At 51.9% G+C, this 15,755-nt stretch carries 13 protein-coding genes; 12 read left to right on the top strand and 1 reads right to left on the bottom strand.

The genetic code is table 11. The features are described 5' to 3' along the window. Positions 1 to 84 precede the first annotated feature (84 nt). Together CWE14_RS09765 and CWE14_RS09770 are read left to right on the top strand one after the other, a co-directional pair. Positions 85 to 1,950, top strand: a complete 1,866-nt coding sequence (locus tag CWE14_RS09765; RefSeq protein ID WP_126799211.1) for a DUF885 domain-containing protein — start codon at positions 85 to 87, stop codon at positions 1,948 to 1,950. 216 nt (positions 1,951 to 2,166) lie between these two features. Then, positions 2,167 to 2,898 (top strand): FadR/GntR family transcriptional regulator, encoded by a 732-nt coding sequence (locus CWE14_RS09770; protein ID WP_126799212.1) that lies wholly within the window; start codon positions 2,167 to 2,169, stop codon positions 2,896 to 2,898. Between the two features lies 1 nt (position 2,899). Here the strand turns inward: CWE14_RS09770 and araD1 are convergent, their stop codons facing one another. Beyond that, entirely contained in the window at positions 2,900 to 3,898 is a 999-nt protein-coding gene (araD1, locus tag CWE14_RS09775) for an AraD1 family protein (RefSeq protein ID WP_126799213.1), read from the bottom strand. A gap of 192 nt (positions 3,899 to 4,090) precedes the next feature. On the opposite strand from araD1, the gene CWE14_RS09780 reads away from it, so the two are divergent. From CWE14_RS09780 to CWE14_RS09825, 10 genes are all read left to right on the top strand, one after another. Then, positions 4,091 to 5,830: an IlvD/Edd family dehydratase gene (locus CWE14_RS09780; RefSeq protein ID WP_126799214.1), complete on the top strand. Its 1,740-nt coding sequence runs from the start codon at positions 4,091 to 4,093 to the stop codon at positions 5,828 to 5,830. Positions 5,831 to 5,841: 11 nt separating this feature from the next. After that, a complete protein-coding gene (locus CWE14_RS09785) occupies positions 5,842 to 6,624 on the top strand; it encodes an SDR family NAD(P)-dependent oxidoreductase (protein WP_126799215.1) in 783 nt (260 codons plus the stop codon). A gap of 58 nt (positions 6,625 to 6,682) precedes the next feature. After that, complete coding sequence (locus tag CWE14_RS09790; RefSeq protein WP_126799216.1) at positions 6,683 to 8,284, top strand: aldehyde dehydrogenase (NADP(+)); 1,602 nt, start codon at positions 6,683 to 6,685, stop codon at positions 8,282 to 8,284. A 3-nt stretch (positions 8,285 to 8,287) separates the two neighbouring features. Beyond that, positions 8,288 to 9,358 (top strand): aldose epimerase family protein, encoded by a 1,071-nt coding sequence (locus tag CWE14_RS09795; protein WP_126799217.1) that lies wholly within the window; start codon positions 8,288 to 8,290, stop codon positions 9,356 to 9,358. Between the two features lie 81 nt (positions 9,359 to 9,439). Beyond that, a complete protein-coding gene (locus CWE14_RS09800; protein WP_126799218.1) occupies positions 9,440 to 10,372 on the top strand; it encodes an ABC transporter substrate-binding protein in 933 nt (310 codons plus the stop codon). Positions 10,373 to 10,408: 36 nt separating this feature from the next. Continuing rightward, entirely contained in the window at positions 10,409 to 11,920 is a 1,512-nt protein-coding gene (locus tag CWE14_RS09805; protein ID WP_126799219.1) for a sugar ABC transporter ATP-binding protein, read from the top strand. Position 11,921: 1 nt separating this feature from the next. After that, on the top strand, positions 11,922 to 12,950 hold the full coding sequence (locus CWE14_RS09810; protein WP_241972372.1) for an ABC transporter permease: 1,029 nt from the start codon (positions 11,922 to 11,924) through the stop codon (positions 12,948 to 12,950). After that, on the top strand, positions 12,947 to 13,906 hold the full coding sequence (yjfF, locus tag CWE14_RS09815; protein ID WP_126799220.1) for a galactofuranose ABC transporter, permease protein YjfF: 960 nt from the start codon (positions 12,947 to 12,949) through the stop codon (positions 13,904 to 13,906). The genes CWE14_RS09810 and yjfF overlap by 4 nt, the downstream gene beginning before the upstream one ends. Continuing rightward, positions 13,899 to 14,780 carry an SMP-30/gluconolactonase/LRE family protein gene (locus tag CWE14_RS09820; protein WP_126799221.1) on the top strand — a complete coding sequence of 294 codons (882 nt, stop codon included), beginning with the start codon at positions 13,899 to 13,901 and terminating at the stop codon, positions 14,778 to 14,780. The genes yjfF and CWE14_RS09820 overlap by 8 nt, the downstream gene beginning before the upstream one ends. After that, positions 14,773 to 15,753 carry a glycoside hydrolase family 43 protein gene (locus CWE14_RS09825; RefSeq protein WP_126799222.1) on the top strand — a complete coding sequence of 327 codons (981 nt, stop codon included), beginning with the start codon at positions 14,773 to 14,775 and terminating at the stop codon, positions 15,751 to 15,753. The genes CWE14_RS09820 and CWE14_RS09825 overlap by 8 nt, the downstream gene beginning before the upstream one ends. Positions 15,754 to 15,755 lie beyond the last annotated feature (2 nt).

The raw sequence follows: 15,755 nt of genomic DNA on the forward strand, positions 1-15,755 counted from the left end.
ATCCATTGCCCTTCTAATCGCCTTCACGTTGACATCATGAGCCATACTAGTTAACAAGTATGTAAAACCAACAGGAGATAACACATGTTCGAATATAAACGTATCACGCTGGCAGTTTCGCTAGCGTTAGCGATAACCGCCTGCTCTGACTCGTCAGATCAAGCTGGAACTAGCGCCGCCGAGTCACAAGCGCCGGCCGCCCAGTCGGGCACGCAGGAGTCGCAGCAAACTGAGTCTGAAAAGGCCAATCAGCTGTTTGAAGACATTTTCATGCAAACTGTGATGCGTAGCCCAATGTATCAGTCGTACCTTGGCATCAAGGACGATCAGGATAAATGGGACGATATTTCCGAGCAGCGCGCAGAAGAAGATCTGGAGTTTCAGCAAGCGCAGCTGGAGCGGGTCATGGCTATAGACGAGTCGAAGCTGGATGATCAAACCCGGGTAAGCTGGCAGCTAATGAAGCAGCAGCTGGAAAATGACATTGCTGATTACGAGTGGCGCCATTACAACTATCCGGTTAATCAGATGTTTGGGATGCATTCCAGCGTCGCGTCGCTGCTGATTAACCAGCACGGCATTAGCGAAGTGTCGGATGCTGAGGATTACATCGCCCGACTGAATGGGTTACCGACACTTTTTGAGCAGTTGGCAGAGAATTTGACGATTCGGGCAGAGATGGGAATTATTGCACCGCAGTTTGTCTACCCGTACGTCATCAATGACAGTGAGAATATTATTTCAGGCGCGCCGTTTGACGATGGCGAACCGAGCGCACTGTGGGCTGACTTCACGGGCAAACTGGAAAGTCTGGACCTTGATGACAGTCAGCGGGATGAATTGATGAGTGCTGCCCGGGAGGCGATGCTCGAATCAGTTCAGCCAGCCTATGAAAACCTGATCAGTAAGGTGGAGGAAATTGCAGAGCAAGCCAACACCGACGACGGCGCCTGGAAATTCCCTGAAGGCGAAGCTTTCTATAACCATGCGTTACAACGCACCACGACCACAGACCTCACTGCAGATGAGATCCACCAAATCGGGTTGGACGAAGTCGAGCGGATCCACGAAGAAATGCGCGGGATCATGGAGCAAGTAGGTTACGAGGGCACCCTGGAAGAGTTCTTCGTCCACATGCGCAACAACGAAGACTTTATCTACCCGGCAACGGAAGAAGGCCGCGCGCGTTATATGGATGAAGCAACAGCTTACATCGACAACATGCGTGGGCGCCTTGACGAACTGTTCCTGAACAAGCCAGAAGCTGATCTGATTGTTAAAGCGGTAGAACCTTTCCGCGAACAGTCTGCGGGCAAAGCGTTCTATCAGCAGCCTTCGATGGACGGTTCACGTCCAGGTATTTACTACGCTAACCTGTACGACATGGCATCTATGCCAACCTATCAGATGGAAGCTTTGGCGTACCACGAGGGCATTCCAGGCCACCATATGCAAATTGCGATGGCCCAGGAGCTGGAAGGCATTCCAAGTTTCAGAAAGTATGGTCGTTACACAGCCTACACGGAAGGTTGGGGGCTCTACACCGAGCTGCTGCCAAAAGAAATCGGCCTGTATGAAGACCCATACTCTGACTTTGGTCGTTTAGCGATGGAGTTATGGCGTGCGGTTCGTCTGGTGGTTGATACCGGTATTCATGACAAACAGTGGACACGTGAAGAGGGTATTGAATTTTATGTCACCAATACCCCGAACGCCCGCGCCGACGCAGTGAAGATGGTGGAGCGTCATATCGTGATGCCAAGCCAGGCGACTGCGTACAAAATTGGCATGATCAAGATCCTGGAATTGCGTGAAATGGCGAAATCCGAGCTTGGCGACGATTTTGATATTCGTGAATTCCACGATGTCGTGCTTGGCAGTGGTCCGGTCCCACTGAATGTGCTTGAGCAGTTCGTTGAGGACTACATCAGCGAGACGAAAGGCTCGTAAACGTCTGCAGTAAACAAGCAGAATTTAGTTAAAGTACGAGTGAGCGCATCATTGGTTTGTCAGTGGTGCGCTTTTTTATGTATACGGGTAACGTTATTCGCAGCATTAAACCTGTCTCCGCGGAGAGCGACTTTATTCATTTTGAGCGGGTTACGCTAACAGCGAAAAAAAGCTACTATGACACTAACGCAATATTGCACGCATTAGGAACTTCTCATGAAAAGCGCAACCCGAAATCGACCACAAAGTATTTATTCCTGGGTTGCTCAGGAACTTGGTTCGAGAATCGTGAGCGGTGAGTACGTGCCAGGCGAGTATATTCCTAATGAAAATGATATCGGTGAAGAGCTCGGTGTGTCGCGAACCACGTTACGCGAGGCCTTTAAGCTATTAACAGCAAAAGGGTTAATTGAGTCCAGACCGAAGCTGGGTACACGGATTCGCCCCCGTAAACACTGGAACATGTTCGATGCTGAGGTTTTGCGCTGGTGTTTTAGCAGTAATCCGGATGCAAAATTTTATATGTCATTATACGAAATGCGTGAAATTATCGAGCCAAATGCGGCGAGCCTAGCAGCCCTGCATCGCACGGATGAGCAACTAGCGGCGCTGGCTGAAGCGTATCAGGCGATGGAAAATGCGAAAGTTGGCACTGATGCCGTTTACAAGAGTGATCTGGACTTTCATTTAGCGTTGTTAGAGGCAACTAATAATGAATTTATGGCGTCATTAGGCGTTACGATTGAAACCGCGCTGGAAAACTCGTTTCGGTTAAGTAGTGCAATTGCTGAGGAATATGTGGACTCATTACCTGGGCATAAAGCCGTGTTTTTAGCGATTAAAGAACAGGATCCGACTTTAGCAAAAAAAGAAATGCAGACCCTGCTGATTAACGCCAGGCATGCCCTGGAGCACACGCTGGCGGCATTAAAAGACACGGCTGAGTAGTCTAAAGATTGGTTACAGACTGAATAGTACGGTGTTGCTCTATCTGTAGTTCATTGCGTAGCGGTCTTCCGAACACCTCCGCAACAATTTCAAAGGTATCCCCTGCTTGAGTACTTACGCCATCACCAAAGCTCAAGGTGGCTGTGCCAAAAAAGTGCACGTGGGCATCACCAGGGTTGCGAAACAACGGGTATTTAAAGTGGTGGTGCTCCAGGTTCTCGATACTGTGCGACATATTGTCTTCGCCGCTGAGAAACGGTTTCTCCCACAACACCTTGCCATCCCTGATAATCCGGGAATAGCCTTCGATATGTGTTGGTAGCTCACCAATAAAGATTTCTGGTCCGATGGCACACTGGCGCAACTTCGAGTGCGCTAACAGCAGGTAGTTCTCTTTCTCGGTGATATGGTCAGAAAACTCGTTACCCAGTGCAAAGCCAATGCGGTATGGCTGACCATTCTCATCATTAATATATAAACCTGCGATCTCCGGCTCTTCCCCCGCATCAAGAGCAAAATGCGGCGAATTGATAGTTTGTCCAGGCTGGACGATAATACTGCCATTGCCTTTATAGAACCATTCCGGTTGCGCACCCGGCTCACCAGACTTCGGCTTACCTCGCTCCACACCCGCTTTAAACATCTTCATTGAATCGGTCAGTTCAGCGTTATCACTGCCCGCCCCTTGTGCATGCATTGTTGCGCGCGTGTCGGCACTGCCGAGGTGGGTCAGGCCGGTACCGGTGACATACAGGTGCGCCGGGTCCTTATGTGTGTAAGGGCTCAGCAAGCGGTTTTCAGTAATAATCTGGTCGTAAGACACTTGCTCATCGCTTTGCAGTTTGTGAATCAACTCGACTAACGCAACCTTGTTATGCAGCGCTTTGCTGGCAAGTTCGTAAACGCTGGCCACATTATTTAACGGGGTAATAGTGTTGTCACCATTAACGACACCTGTCTGCTGTTTACCAGCCTGCGTGACGTATTGAATCAGACGCATTTGATACGCTCCTACTATGAATTTATTCGATTACATCTAATAGTAATACTATATTACCTTTAGGGGTTGAGCAATGGCCTGCTCGGCACCGACGCTTACGACACCTGGGTATAGAATGACGCCAAAGATTGACAATGAACGGAAGAATAGCGACCATAACGTAGTATTGTATGACTAATTAAAGGTGTCGCCTTGAAAAACGATGATAAAAATAAATCTAAACTGCGCTCCGCCCAGTGGTTTGGGACCGCAGACAAAAACGGTTTTATGTATCGTAGCTGGATGAAAAATCAGGGTATTCCTGACCATCACTTTCAGAACAAGCCGGTTATTGGCATTTGTAACACATGGTCAGAACTGACCCCTTGCAATGCTCACTTTCGAGAAATCGCAGACCGTGTAAAGAACGGTATTCGCGAAGCAGGTGGCATACCGGTTGAGTTCCCAGTATTTTCAAATGGCGAGTCGAACCTGCGACCTACCGCGATGCTAACGCGAAACTTAGCGTCGATGGACACTGAAGAAGCGATTCGCGGCAATCCTATAGACGGGGTTGTACTCCTTGTTGGTTGTGACAAAACAACGCCTGCGTTATTGATGGGCGCAGCCAGTTGCGACCTGCCGACCCTTGTGGTGAGCGGTGGTCCGATGCTTAATGGTAAGCATCATGGCAAAGATGTTGGCTCGGGTACGATGGTTTGGAAAATGCACGAGGAATACAAAGCCGGCAATATTACTTTGCAGGAATTTATGGATGCGGAAGCGAGCATGTCCCGTTCGGCAGGTACCTGTAACACCATGGGGACGGCATCGACGATGGCATGTATGGCTGAATCTTTAGGTGTCAGTTTACCTGGCAACGCGGCGATTCCAGCTGTCGACTCTCGTCGCTACGTGTTTGCGCACATGTCAGGCATGCGCATTGTCGATATGGTGCATGAAGAGCTAAACCTGTCGAAAGTCCTTACCCGCAACGCATTTCTTAACGCGATTAAAACCAATGCAGCTATTGGCGGGTCTACCAATGCGGTGATCCATCTCAAAGCCATTGCTGGTCGCATTGGCGTGAACCTCGAATTAGACGACTGGCTGGTCGGCAAAGAGGTGCCTACTATTGTTAACCTGCAGCCGTCTGGTCAGTACCTGATGGAAGAGTTTTATTATTCCGGAGGACTGCCCGTGGTGCTGCGTCGGTTAGGTGAGCAGGGCTTGCTGGACAAAGACGCGTTAACGGTCAATGGTAAGCCGATCTGGGACAACGTGGCAGACGCCACCTGTCATAACGATGACGTGATCCGCACTTTTGACAACCCGCTGCTGGCGCATGGCGGTATTTGTGTGTTGCGCGGTAACCTGGCACCACGTGGTGCCGTGCTTAAGCCCTCCGCGGCAAGCCCGCACTTAATGCAACATCGCGGCCGGGCGGTGGTTTTTGAAAATTTCGACGACTACAAGGCGCGTATCGCTGACCCTGAGTTAGACGTTGATGAAAACAGCGTGATGGTATTGAAAAATTGCGGGCCAAAAGGCTACCCCGGCATGGCCGAGGTAGGCAATATGGGTCTGCCACCGAAAGTATTGAAAAAAGGCGTCAAAGATATGGTGCGCATTTCTGATGCACGCATGAGCGGGACTGCATTTGGTACGGTTGTCCTGCACGTCGCCCCGGAAGCAATGGAATTAGGCCCGCTAGCGGCAGTTGAAGAAGGTGATTACATTCAACTGGACGCCGACGCTGGTGTACTGCAACTAGAGGTCAGCGACGACGTACTTGAGGCACGCCTGAATAAGCTGAAAGCGACTCAGGTGATTGCTAAATCCGGTGGTTATATGGAAATTTACCGCGAACGGGTACTGCAGGCTGACGAAGGCTGTGATTTTGACTTCTTAGTTGGTTGCCGCGGTGCTGATGTACCACCGCATTCACATTAAACAGGTGCCAAATGGTATTGCAAGAGACACTCACTAATCAGTATCCAAGCCTCAAGGACCGCACGGTATTTATTACCGGCGGTGGTTCGGGCATAGGCGCAGCGTTTGTAGAAGCTTTTGTTGATCAGGGCAGCCGGGTGGCATTTGTCGATATTCTTGAAGACGAATCAAGAGCGCTTGTTGAGCGGGTTAACGCGAAGTCATCAGCCGGTGAAGCACATTTTTATCCGTGCAACCTAATCAATATCGACGACTTGAAAGCCGTGGTTGAACAGGTAGGTCATGATCTTGGGCCAATCAGCGTGCTGATTAATAACGCGGCAAGCGATACCCGCCACGACTTTCGTGATGTGACGCCTGAGTACTGGGACGAACGCATAAATATTAATCTGCGTCCTCAGTTTTTCGCGGCACAGGCGGTCTACCCGCAAATGAAAGCGCTCGGCGGTGGTTCGATTATCAACCTTGGCTCGATGAGCTGGCATGAAAGCCAGGGCAACATGCCTGGCTACACCAGTGCCAAATCAGCGGTGCTCGGCCTGACGCGTGGCTTAGCCCGCGACATGGGTGCGGACAAGATCCGCGTCAATACATTAACTCCGGGCTGGGTAATGACCGAGCGTCAATTGTCGTTGTGGGTGACGGAAGAGACGAAACAAGACATCGCTAAAAATCAGTGTCTGAGCGCACCACTGGAGCCGCATAGTATTGCCGCTATGGCGTTGTTTTTAGCGTCGGACGACAGCGGTATGTGCACAGCGCAAGACTTTATTGTCGACGCTGGCTGGGTGTGACAGAACATTTCGGGTCGTGTGAGACACGACAGAGTATCTTCAAGTAACAGGATATATTATGACTATTACAGGTAAGCAACTTATTCAAGGTGAATGGACATCAGGCAAGGGTGCCACCTACCAGACGGTGAACCCGGCAACGGGTGAGTCGCTTGAGCCACAGATGAGCTATGCCGATAGCAGTCAGATCGACGCAGTTGTGGAAGCAGCAGCGAAAGCGGCGCCTGCATATGCAGCGACAACGCTCAAGCAGCGCGGTGAGTTTCTGAACGCTTGTGCAGACGAAATTATGGCACTGGGTGATGAATTGCTTGAGCGCCTGAAAGCAGAGACCGGCTATCCACAAGCACGCGTAGAAGGCGAACGTGGCCGTACCTGCAACCAACTGAAAATGTTTGCCAATACCATTCAAAGTGGCGAGTTCCTGGATGCCCGTATCGATTTAGCAATGCCAGACCGCCAGCCAATGCCACGTGCTGACATCCGCTTCTATAAGCAATCGATTGGTCCGGTAGTGGTGTTTGGTGCGTCAAACTTTCCGATGGCATTTTCCACCGCTGGTGGTGACACCGCCTCAGCGTTAGCTGCAGGTTGCCCGGTGATTGTGAAAGGCCACAATTCTCACGCTGGTGCGGCAGAGTTAGTTGCCCAGGCCATCCAGAAAGCCGCTGACAAGTGTCAGCTGCCAAAAGGCACGTTTTCATATGTGACTGGGCCGGGCAAAGAGGTCGGTGCTGCATTGGTCAAAGCGGATCAAGTCAAAGCGGTCGGCTTTACCGGCTCTCATTCAGGCGGAATGGCATTGTATAAACTGGCCAGCGAACGCCCGAATCCAATCCCTGTGTTTGCAGAAATGGGCAGCATCAACCCGATCGTGGTGTTGCCAGAGGCTTTAAAAGCCTCAGCGCAGAGCATCGCCGAAGGTTTTGTCGGTTCACTGACCCTGGGTGTTGGTCAGTTCTGTGTCAATCCAGGTTTAGTGCTGGGTATTGAAGGTGATGACCTTGATACCTTTATCGACGCCACGGCCAAAGCGCTGGGCGACGTTAACGCAGGCGTGATGTTGAACCAGGGTATTGCTGAGGCATATCAGTCAGGCCGGCAGACACTATCTGCTCAGCCAGGTGTAACATCAGTTGGCTCCGGCCAGCCGGTCAAAGACGGTGAAACAGGCTTTTGTGGACAGGCAGAGTTATTTACCGTGTCTGCAGCCGATTTCATCAAAAACCCAGAGCTTCAGGCAGAGAACTTCGGGCCTAGCTCGCTGGTGATCAAATGTAAGAATGCAGAAGAGCTGAATGCCGCAGTGCGTCATTTAGGTGGCCAGTTGACCGGTACCTTACAGGCGACCGAAAGCGAACTGCAAAATTACGCTGAGTTGCTGAACCTGCTACAAGAGAAAGTTGGCCGTATGGTGGTGAATAACTTCCCGACCGGCGTCGAAGTGTGTGACGCGATGATGCACGGTGGTCCTTCGCCAGCATCAACGGACAGCCGCTTTACGTCGGTAGGTACCAAAGCGATTGACCGCTTTGTACGTCCAATTTGCTTCCAGAATTATCCGCATGATTTATTGCCTGCCGCGCTGCAGAACGGCAACCCCTGGGGCATCAGCCGTTGGATCAATGGCGAACGCACCAACAGCGCCGTTAAGAACTAAGCCATGGCTTTGTTGATAGCAGAACGTGAAGAAGTGCATGCTGGCTTTAGCCAGCCTCTGCGCTTTTTTACCTTACAGAACAGTCAGGGTATGCAAGTGACGCTGGCGAATTTCGGCGCCAGTGTGCGTTCCCTGAAAGTCCCTGGTAAAGACGGCATTAAAGACATTACTCTGAATTATCAGGATCCGGCGTTATGGTTGAGCAACCCGTATTACTTTGGTGTCATTGTTGGCCGCTGCGCGAACCGTATCGGCAATAGTCAGTTTTCCTCCGCAGGCCAGGCCGTTAACCTAACCAGCAATGAGGGCCCTCACCAGCTGCATGGCGGCCCGCAAGGCTTGTCTTTTCGTTTCTGGGAAACAGATAGCAGGGAAACAAAGAGCAGGAAAGAAAGTAGCAGAAAAACCAGCAATAGCGTGAGTGTGACCTTTCATATTCAAAGCGAAGACGGTGATCAGGGCTACCCGGGTAATTTTGAAGCCACGGTAACCTACTCGCTGAATGAAGACAACGAGCTGCTGATTGAGTACCAGGCGAGCACTGATAAAGCATGTCCAGTGAATATGACCAGCCATATCTATTTTAATCTGGCCGGTTCAGGGTCAGTACTGGAACAAGAACTGACTCTTCATGGCGATCGCTATGTAGAGGTCGACAAAGCATTAATTCCTACCGGTCGTTTATTACCAACGACCAATTCGGCGATGGATTTCCAGCAAGCCAAGCCGATCGGACAGGATATCGCGAACACCGAAAGTGGTTATGATCATTTTTGGGTGGCCGGTAACCAAAAAAGCGATGCCTTACAGATATTGGCGACGTTACGGGACCCTGTATCAGGGCGCACCATGGAGCTATTTAGTACAGAGCCAGGCGTGCAATTCTACAGCGGGAATTTCCTGGATTCCTCCATACCCGGCGCTTCAGGTCAACCATTGCAACAATATGGCGGGCTATGTCTGGAACCTCATATTCATCCGGACGCAGTTAACCAGCCTCGGTTCCCTTCCGTGATGCTGTCTCCCGGACAAACGTATCAACAACGCAGTCTCTATAAATTTTCGACGACTTAATTAACGCGGACGACAACCAAGACAACAACATTCATTTGCCAATAAAAAAATTATCATACAATAAGATAAAAGGCGAAAAACATGAACATAAAGACATTCACAATGATGTCGTTACTCCTGTTCAGCCACAGTGCCATGGCCGAGACCGTGGTCGGTTTCGCTCAGGTGGGTTCAGAAAGCGGATGGCGCACGAACTTTAGTAACGACATGCGCGATGAAGCGACAAGGCGCGGCATTACCCTCAAGTTTGCCGACTCTCAACAGCAGCAAGCCAACCAAATTCGCGCGGTGCGTACTTTTATCGCAATGCGGGTCGACGCCATTGTCGTAGCGCCGGTGGTGGAAACCGGCTGGACGCCGATTTTACGCCAGGCCCAGCGCTCCAATATTCCGGTGATCATTCTGGACCGCAACATTCGTGCAGACGAAGATCTTTACCTGACCCGTATCGCCTCAGACTTTGTTGAAGAAGGCGTTAAAGCTGCGGAGTGGCTGGTGGATAACGTGCAAGGCGAATGCCGTGTGGTTGAGTTACAGGGCACGGTGGGGTCGACGGCGGCGATCGACCGCGGAACGGGTTTTAACCGAGTGATTGATGCACATGACCGCATTAGCATCGTGCGTAGTCAAACTGCAGAGTTCACCCGCAACCGTGGCAAGGAAGTGATGGAAAACTTCCTCCGTGCAGAAGACCCGCGCAGCATCTGCGCATTGTGGGCGCATAACGACGAAATGGCGTTGGGCGCTATTCAGGCCATTCGCGAAGCGGGTCTGCGGCCTGGACAAGATATTCGCATCATTTCGGTCGATGGCATCCCCGATTACTTCCTGGCGATGGCGAACGGCGTCGCTAACGTCACCGTCGAATTAGACCCTCATCTGGGTGCGCCTACATACGATGTTATCCAGCGCTACCTAAGCGGCGACACCGACATACCGAAGCTGATCCGCACGACCGGTGATGTGTTCACTCAGGCGACTGCCGAAGAAGAATATCAACGACGAACTCAATAAGCAGTTTTGGCGTTCGGATATAGTTGGGAGAGACATATGCAAGACCAACAACAAGAACAACATGCGTTATTTGAACTCAGCAATATTAGTAAAGCTTTCCCTGGGGTTAAAGCACTGGACACCGTCGATTTTCGGTTGTTCCCGGGTGAGGTGCATGCGCTGCTAGGCGAAAATGGTGCCGGCAAATCGACACTGGTCAAGATCATGACCGGGGTTCTGGCCAAAGACAGTGGTTGTATTCAGTTGCAACAGCAGGAAATACACCCGTCGAATACCGCCGAAGCTCAGCAACTGGGTATCGCGCCGGTGTATCAGGAAGTTAACTTATTACCTAATTTAAGCGTTGCCCATAACCTATTCCTCGGGCGCGAGCCGACCCGGTTTGGCTGTATTCGCTGGCAGCAGATGGCAGAAGACGCGCGTCAGCTACTCACACGCTTCAAGCTCGATATCGATGTTACGGAATCTCTGTCGCAATACTCTGTTGCCGTACAGCAGTTGATTGCGATTGCGCGTGGTGTGGCGATGAATGCCAAAGTTCTGGTACTGGACGAGCCGACGGCCAGTCTCGACAGCAGTGAAGTTGAGATTCTTTTCGACATTTTGCGCCAGCTGAAAAGCGAAGGCATTGGCATGTTGTTCATTACCCACTTTCTGGAGCAGGTCTACCAGATATCAGACCGCATCACAGTGTTGCGCTCCGGCAAGCTCATCGGCGAATACCTGACCACCGACCTGCCGCGCAGCCGTTTAATTGAGGCGATGCTGGGCCAGGAACTGCAGCAGGTCACTGCGCAACCTGTGCGTACAGACGCAGCGCAGGCAGAGGCACTGCTCACCGTAACCGAGGCAAGCGTAGCGCATTCTGTGGACAAGGTTTCACTCACCGTGAATAAGGGAGAGGCCGTGGGTATGGCCGGTCTGCTGGGCTCCGGCCGCACTGAGGTATGCCGCGCATTGTTTGGTATCGACACGCTGAAAAGCGGTGAAATTAAAATGCGTGAGCAAGTCATTACCCTGAACCAATCGGCAGACGCGATGCAGCAGGGCATCGCCTTGTGTCCCGAGGATCGTAAAACCGATGGCATTATCGGACCGCTGTCGATTCGCGAGAACATCGCGCTGGCGCTGCAGGTACAGGCAGGCTGGTGGCGCTACATAGCCCCCGACCAGCAACGAACCCTGGCCAATCAGTACATTGAGTCATTCAATATCGCCACACCGAACGCGGAAAAACCGATTGAGGAGCTCAGCGGTGGGAATCAGCAGAAAGTGATTCTGGCGCGCTGGCTCGCAACTCGCCCGCAGCTGTTGATTCTGGATGAACCGACGCGGGGCATCGACATTGGTGCCCATGCTGAAATCATTAAATTGATTAAGTCTTTGTGCGACGAGGGCATGTCGTTACTGGTGGCGTCGTCCGAGCTGGAAGAGCTGGTTGCGTTTGCTAACCGCGTGGTGGTGATGCGGGACCATCGCAAAGTCGCTGAATTGCAGGGCGCGGAACTCACCGCCCAATCCATTATGCATTCGATAGCCGAGGTGTAAGTTGATAAACACAGAGATCTCTCATTCTTTTAAAGAGCGACTGCTAATAACATCGCGCTACACCTGGCCGATCGCTGCATTGGTGCTCCTGCTTGTATTTAACGTGCTGATGGACGCCTCGTTTCTTAATATTCATTTTGACCATGGCCGGTTTTACGGTAACCCCATTGATATTCTTCACCGCAGTGCGCCGGTGGCATTACTGGCAATTGGTATGACGGTGGTTATTGCTACCGGCGGTATAGACCTGTCGGTCGGTGCGGTGATGGCCATTGCTGGTGCGGTCTGCGCTAACTTACTGGTAGCTACTGACGCCAGCCTGTTCACGGTGCTGGCGATTGGAATTGCCAGTGGGGTCTTGTGTGGGCTGATTAATGGCGGTCTGGTCAGCTATATGGGCATTCAACCGATTATCGCGACGCTGCTGCTGATGGTCACCGGACGTGGCATTGCGCAATTGCTGAATGATGGTCAGATAGTCACCTTTCAGCATGCTGGCTTTAGTTTCCTCGGCAGCGGCACGCTACTTGGTATTCCCGTTTCCATCTGGCTGGTGCTAGCGGTGTTCTCAATCAGTCAGTTGCTCTTGCGACGCACTGCGCTGGGGCTATTTGTTGAAGCCGTGGGTTGCAATGCAAGTGCCAGTCGCTACCTGGGCATTAATGATCGCACGGTTAAACTGATGGCGTATATGCTGACCGGCTTTTGTGCAGCGTTGGCAGGTATGATCAGTGCCGCCGACATTCAGGGCTCGGACGCTAATAACGTGGGGTTATGGCTCGAGTTGGACGCTATTCTTGCCGTTGTCCTGGGCGGTGCCGCGCTGAGCGGTGGTCGGTTCTCGATTCCTTTGTCGTTACTTGGCGTGCTCATTATCCAGACCCTGAATACGACGATTATGGTCAGCGGCATGCCGTCTAAGCTGAACTTGCTGATCAAAGCCATCGCCGTGGTGTTGGTGCTATTACTGCAGTCCGACACCTTCCGTAAACAAATCAGCGGCCTCGCCGGCAGATGGAGACACTCATGATTGCACGTCGATTTATTCCCCTGCTGGCTACTTTCTCGTTGTTAGTCGTGATGTTTATTGTCGGCGGATTCCAGTTTGAAGGGTTTGCCAGTTTGCAGGTGGTGACTAACTTGCTGACCGACAACGCGTTTTTACTAGTAGTCGCGCTCGGTATGACGCTGGTCATTCTGTCTGGCGGCATAGATTTGTCGGTTGGGGCCGTGGTCGCGCTTAGTGGTGTGCTCTGTGCGGTGCTGATCAGTGAATATCAGTGGCATCCGTTGCTGGTGTTTCCGCTGGTGCTCGTCATAGGTACGTTGTTTGGGGCTTTCATGGGTACCCTAATCTACGTCTACAAGCTGCAGCCTTTTATTGTGACACTCGCCGGCATGTTCTTTGCTCGCGGTCTGGCGACAACTATTAGTGAAGAATCAGTGGGAATTGAGCATTCCTTGTATTACGCGGTGGCTGATGCGGGTTTTGCGCTACCGGGCAACGCCTGGCTGCCCAGTTCAGTGATTCTATTGTTGGTCGTGTTTGGCGCAATCTTCCTGTTGACCCATTTTAGCCGCTTTGGCGGTTATATTTACGCAGTCGGTGGCAATCGCCAGTCGGCCGCGTTAATGGGCGTACCGATGGCGCGAACCACGATTGGTATTTATGCGATGTCCAGTTTTCTCGCTGCATTTGCGGGCATTCTGTACACCTTTTATACCTTTTCCGGATATGCGCTCACTGGCATTGGCATGGAGCTGGACGCCATTGCGGCGGTGGTCATTGGCGGTACGCTATTGACCGGTGGTAGCGGTTATATTGTAGGTACCTTGCTGGGCGTGATGCTGATGGGCATTATTCATACCTATATTATCTTTGAAGGCACCTTGAACAGCTGGTGGGCGCGCATTGCTATAGGCCTGCTGTTGTTTATTTTCATCGCCTTGCAGAAAGTTCTTAACAGGAGTTCTACCCGTGGATAACTGTCAATTTATCGGTAGCATCGATGTTGCCAACCGCCTTGGTGAAGGCATTGTCTGGCACGCACAAACCGAAACTCTGTGGTGGACCGACATTCATGGTTGCCAGCTGCACCGCTACCATTGGCATAGTCGGAGGCTGGAGACCTGGACCACGCCAGAACGCTTAACTGCGTTTTCAGTTATCACTACTGACCCAATTAAAATGGTGGTGAGTTTTGCCTCTGGTTTCGCTATCTATGAGCCTGAAAGTCAGCAAGTGCAATGGCTCGCACGACCAGAGCTTGAGACTAGCGGGCATCGCTTCAATGACGGTCGTACGGACCGTCAGGGGCGTTTCTGGTCAGCAACGATGGTTGAGCACGACGAAGGCAAACAAGGGAGTCTTTATCGACTGAATGCAAATGGCTGTAGCCCTGTATTGGAAGGCTTCGCTATTCCTAACGCGTTGTGTTGGAACCCGGAAGGCACGCGTATGTACCATGCAGATACACCAACCGGCGTCATCCAGCAGTACGACTTTGAGCCCGCTAACGGAACGCCATCAAACCCTCGCGTATTTGCATCGGTTCCCCGAGGCGAACCCGATGGCGCTACTGTTGATGCCCAGGGTGATCTCTGGGTGGCCTTATGGGGCGGTAGCGGCGTGGCTCGGTTCAACCCTCATGGGCAACTGCAGGGCGTGCTTGATTTACCCGTGTCGCAACCCACCTGTGTTGCTTTCGGCGGCCCGGACATGAACATTCTATTTGTGACCTCAGCGACGGAAGGCTTAACCGAGGCGCAAAAAGCCAACGAGCCCTTAGCGGGTTCCGTTCTCATCTATCAAACCCATGGCCGCGGTTTGCCAGAACCAGGAGTCACCACACATGATTAAATACCTGACATTAATGTGCTTACTTTGCTCGCCGTTATTCGCCTCTGCCGAGGTTCTGATCCCCCAGCGGGCCGACCCCTGGTTATTAAAAGTGGATGACAGCTACTATTTCACTGCATCCGTGCCTGAATTTAACCGCATCGAGTTACGCCGCGCCGACTCCGTTGTCGGGCTGGCAGATGCTGAGGTTGTAACGATCTGGGAACAACGTGAAGACGGTGAGATGAGCGCGAACATCTGGGCGCCGGAGATCCACCGCATCGACGATGCCTGGTATATCTATTTTGCAGCTGGCCGCACGGACGCGCCCTTTGCAATACGCACTTACGTATTGGAAAACACCAGTGAAGACCCACTAAGTGGCGAATGGCAAGAGCTGGGGCAATTAGAAACCGCATGGGACACTTTCACCCTGGACACTACCCATTTTCGCCATCAAGGAACCAATTACCTGGTATGGGCGCAGCAGCATCCAGAGCATGACTATAACTCAGCGCTGTTCATTGCCGAGCTGCTGAGCCCAACCAGGGTGGGGCCGCAAACCAAAATCAGCGAACCTGAATTTGACTGGGAAACCCAGGGTTATGCAGTCAATGAGGGTGCGGCCGCGCTGATCCGCCACGGTCGGGTCATGTTAAGCTTCTCAGCCAGCGCCACCGATGCCAATTACGCCATGGGGCTATTATGGGCAGACGCCGATGCTGATTTGCTGGACGCTGATAACTGGCATAAGTCAGCGCAACCGGTGTTCTACACCAACGCGGATTTAGAGCGCTACGGGCCTGGCCACAATAGCTTTACCGTTGACGAGCAGGGCCGTGACCTGATGGTGTATCACGCCCGCAGTTATCGTGAGATTGAGGGCAATTCACTGCATGATCCTAATCGTGACAGCCGGGTTCGTCTGATCCAGTGGGACGACGAAGGGTTCCCGGACTTTGCCCAGCAGGAACCCGATCTGAAACTCAAGTAACC

Source organism: Aliidiomarina soli (assembly GCF_003986975.1).
GTDB classification, from domain to species: domain Bacteria; phylum Pseudomonadota; class Gammaproteobacteria; order Enterobacterales; family Alteromonadaceae; genus Aliidiomarina; species Aliidiomarina soli.

What these genes read in the sequence shown, in the direction of transcription:
- CWE14_RS09790 (WP_126799216.1), top strand. Translation starts at nt 6,683, where the DNA reads ATGACTATTACAGGTAAGCAACTTATTCAAGGTGAATGGACATCAGGC.
- CWE14_RS09795 (WP_126799217.1), top strand. Translation starts at nt 8,288, where the DNA reads ATGGCTTTGTTGATAGCAGAACGTGAAGAAGTGCATGCTGGCTTTAGC.
- araD1 (WP_126799213.1), bottom strand. Translation starts at nt 3,898, where the DNA reads ATGCGTCTGATTCAATACGTCACGCAGGCTGGTAAACAGCAGACAGGT.
- CWE14_RS09785 (WP_126799215.1), top strand. Translation starts at nt 5,842, where the DNA reads ATGGTATTGCAAGAGACACTCACTAATCAGTATCCAAGCCTCAAGGAC.
- CWE14_RS09770 (WP_126799212.1), top strand. Translation starts at nt 2,167, where the DNA reads ATGAAAAGCGCAACCCGAAATCGACCACAAAGTATTTATTCCTGGGTT.
- CWE14_RS09765 (WP_126799211.1), top strand. Translation starts at nt 85, where the DNA reads ATGTTCGAATATAAACGTATCACGCTGGCAGTTTCGCTAGCGTTAGCG.
- CWE14_RS09805 (WP_126799219.1), top strand. Translation starts at nt 10,409, where the DNA reads ATGCAAGACCAACAACAAGAACAACATGCGTTATTTGAACTCAGCAAT.
- CWE14_RS09800 (WP_126799218.1), top strand. Translation starts at nt 9,440, where the DNA reads ATGAACATAAAGACATTCACAATGATGTCGTTACTCCTGTTCAGCCAC.
- yjfF (WP_126799220.1), top strand. Translation starts at nt 12,947, where the DNA reads ATGATTGCACGTCGATTTATTCCCCTGCTGGCTACTTTCTCGTTGTTA.
- CWE14_RS09825 (WP_126799222.1), top strand. Translation starts at nt 14,773, where the DNA reads ATGATTAAATACCTGACATTAATGTGCTTACTTTGCTCGCCGTTATTC.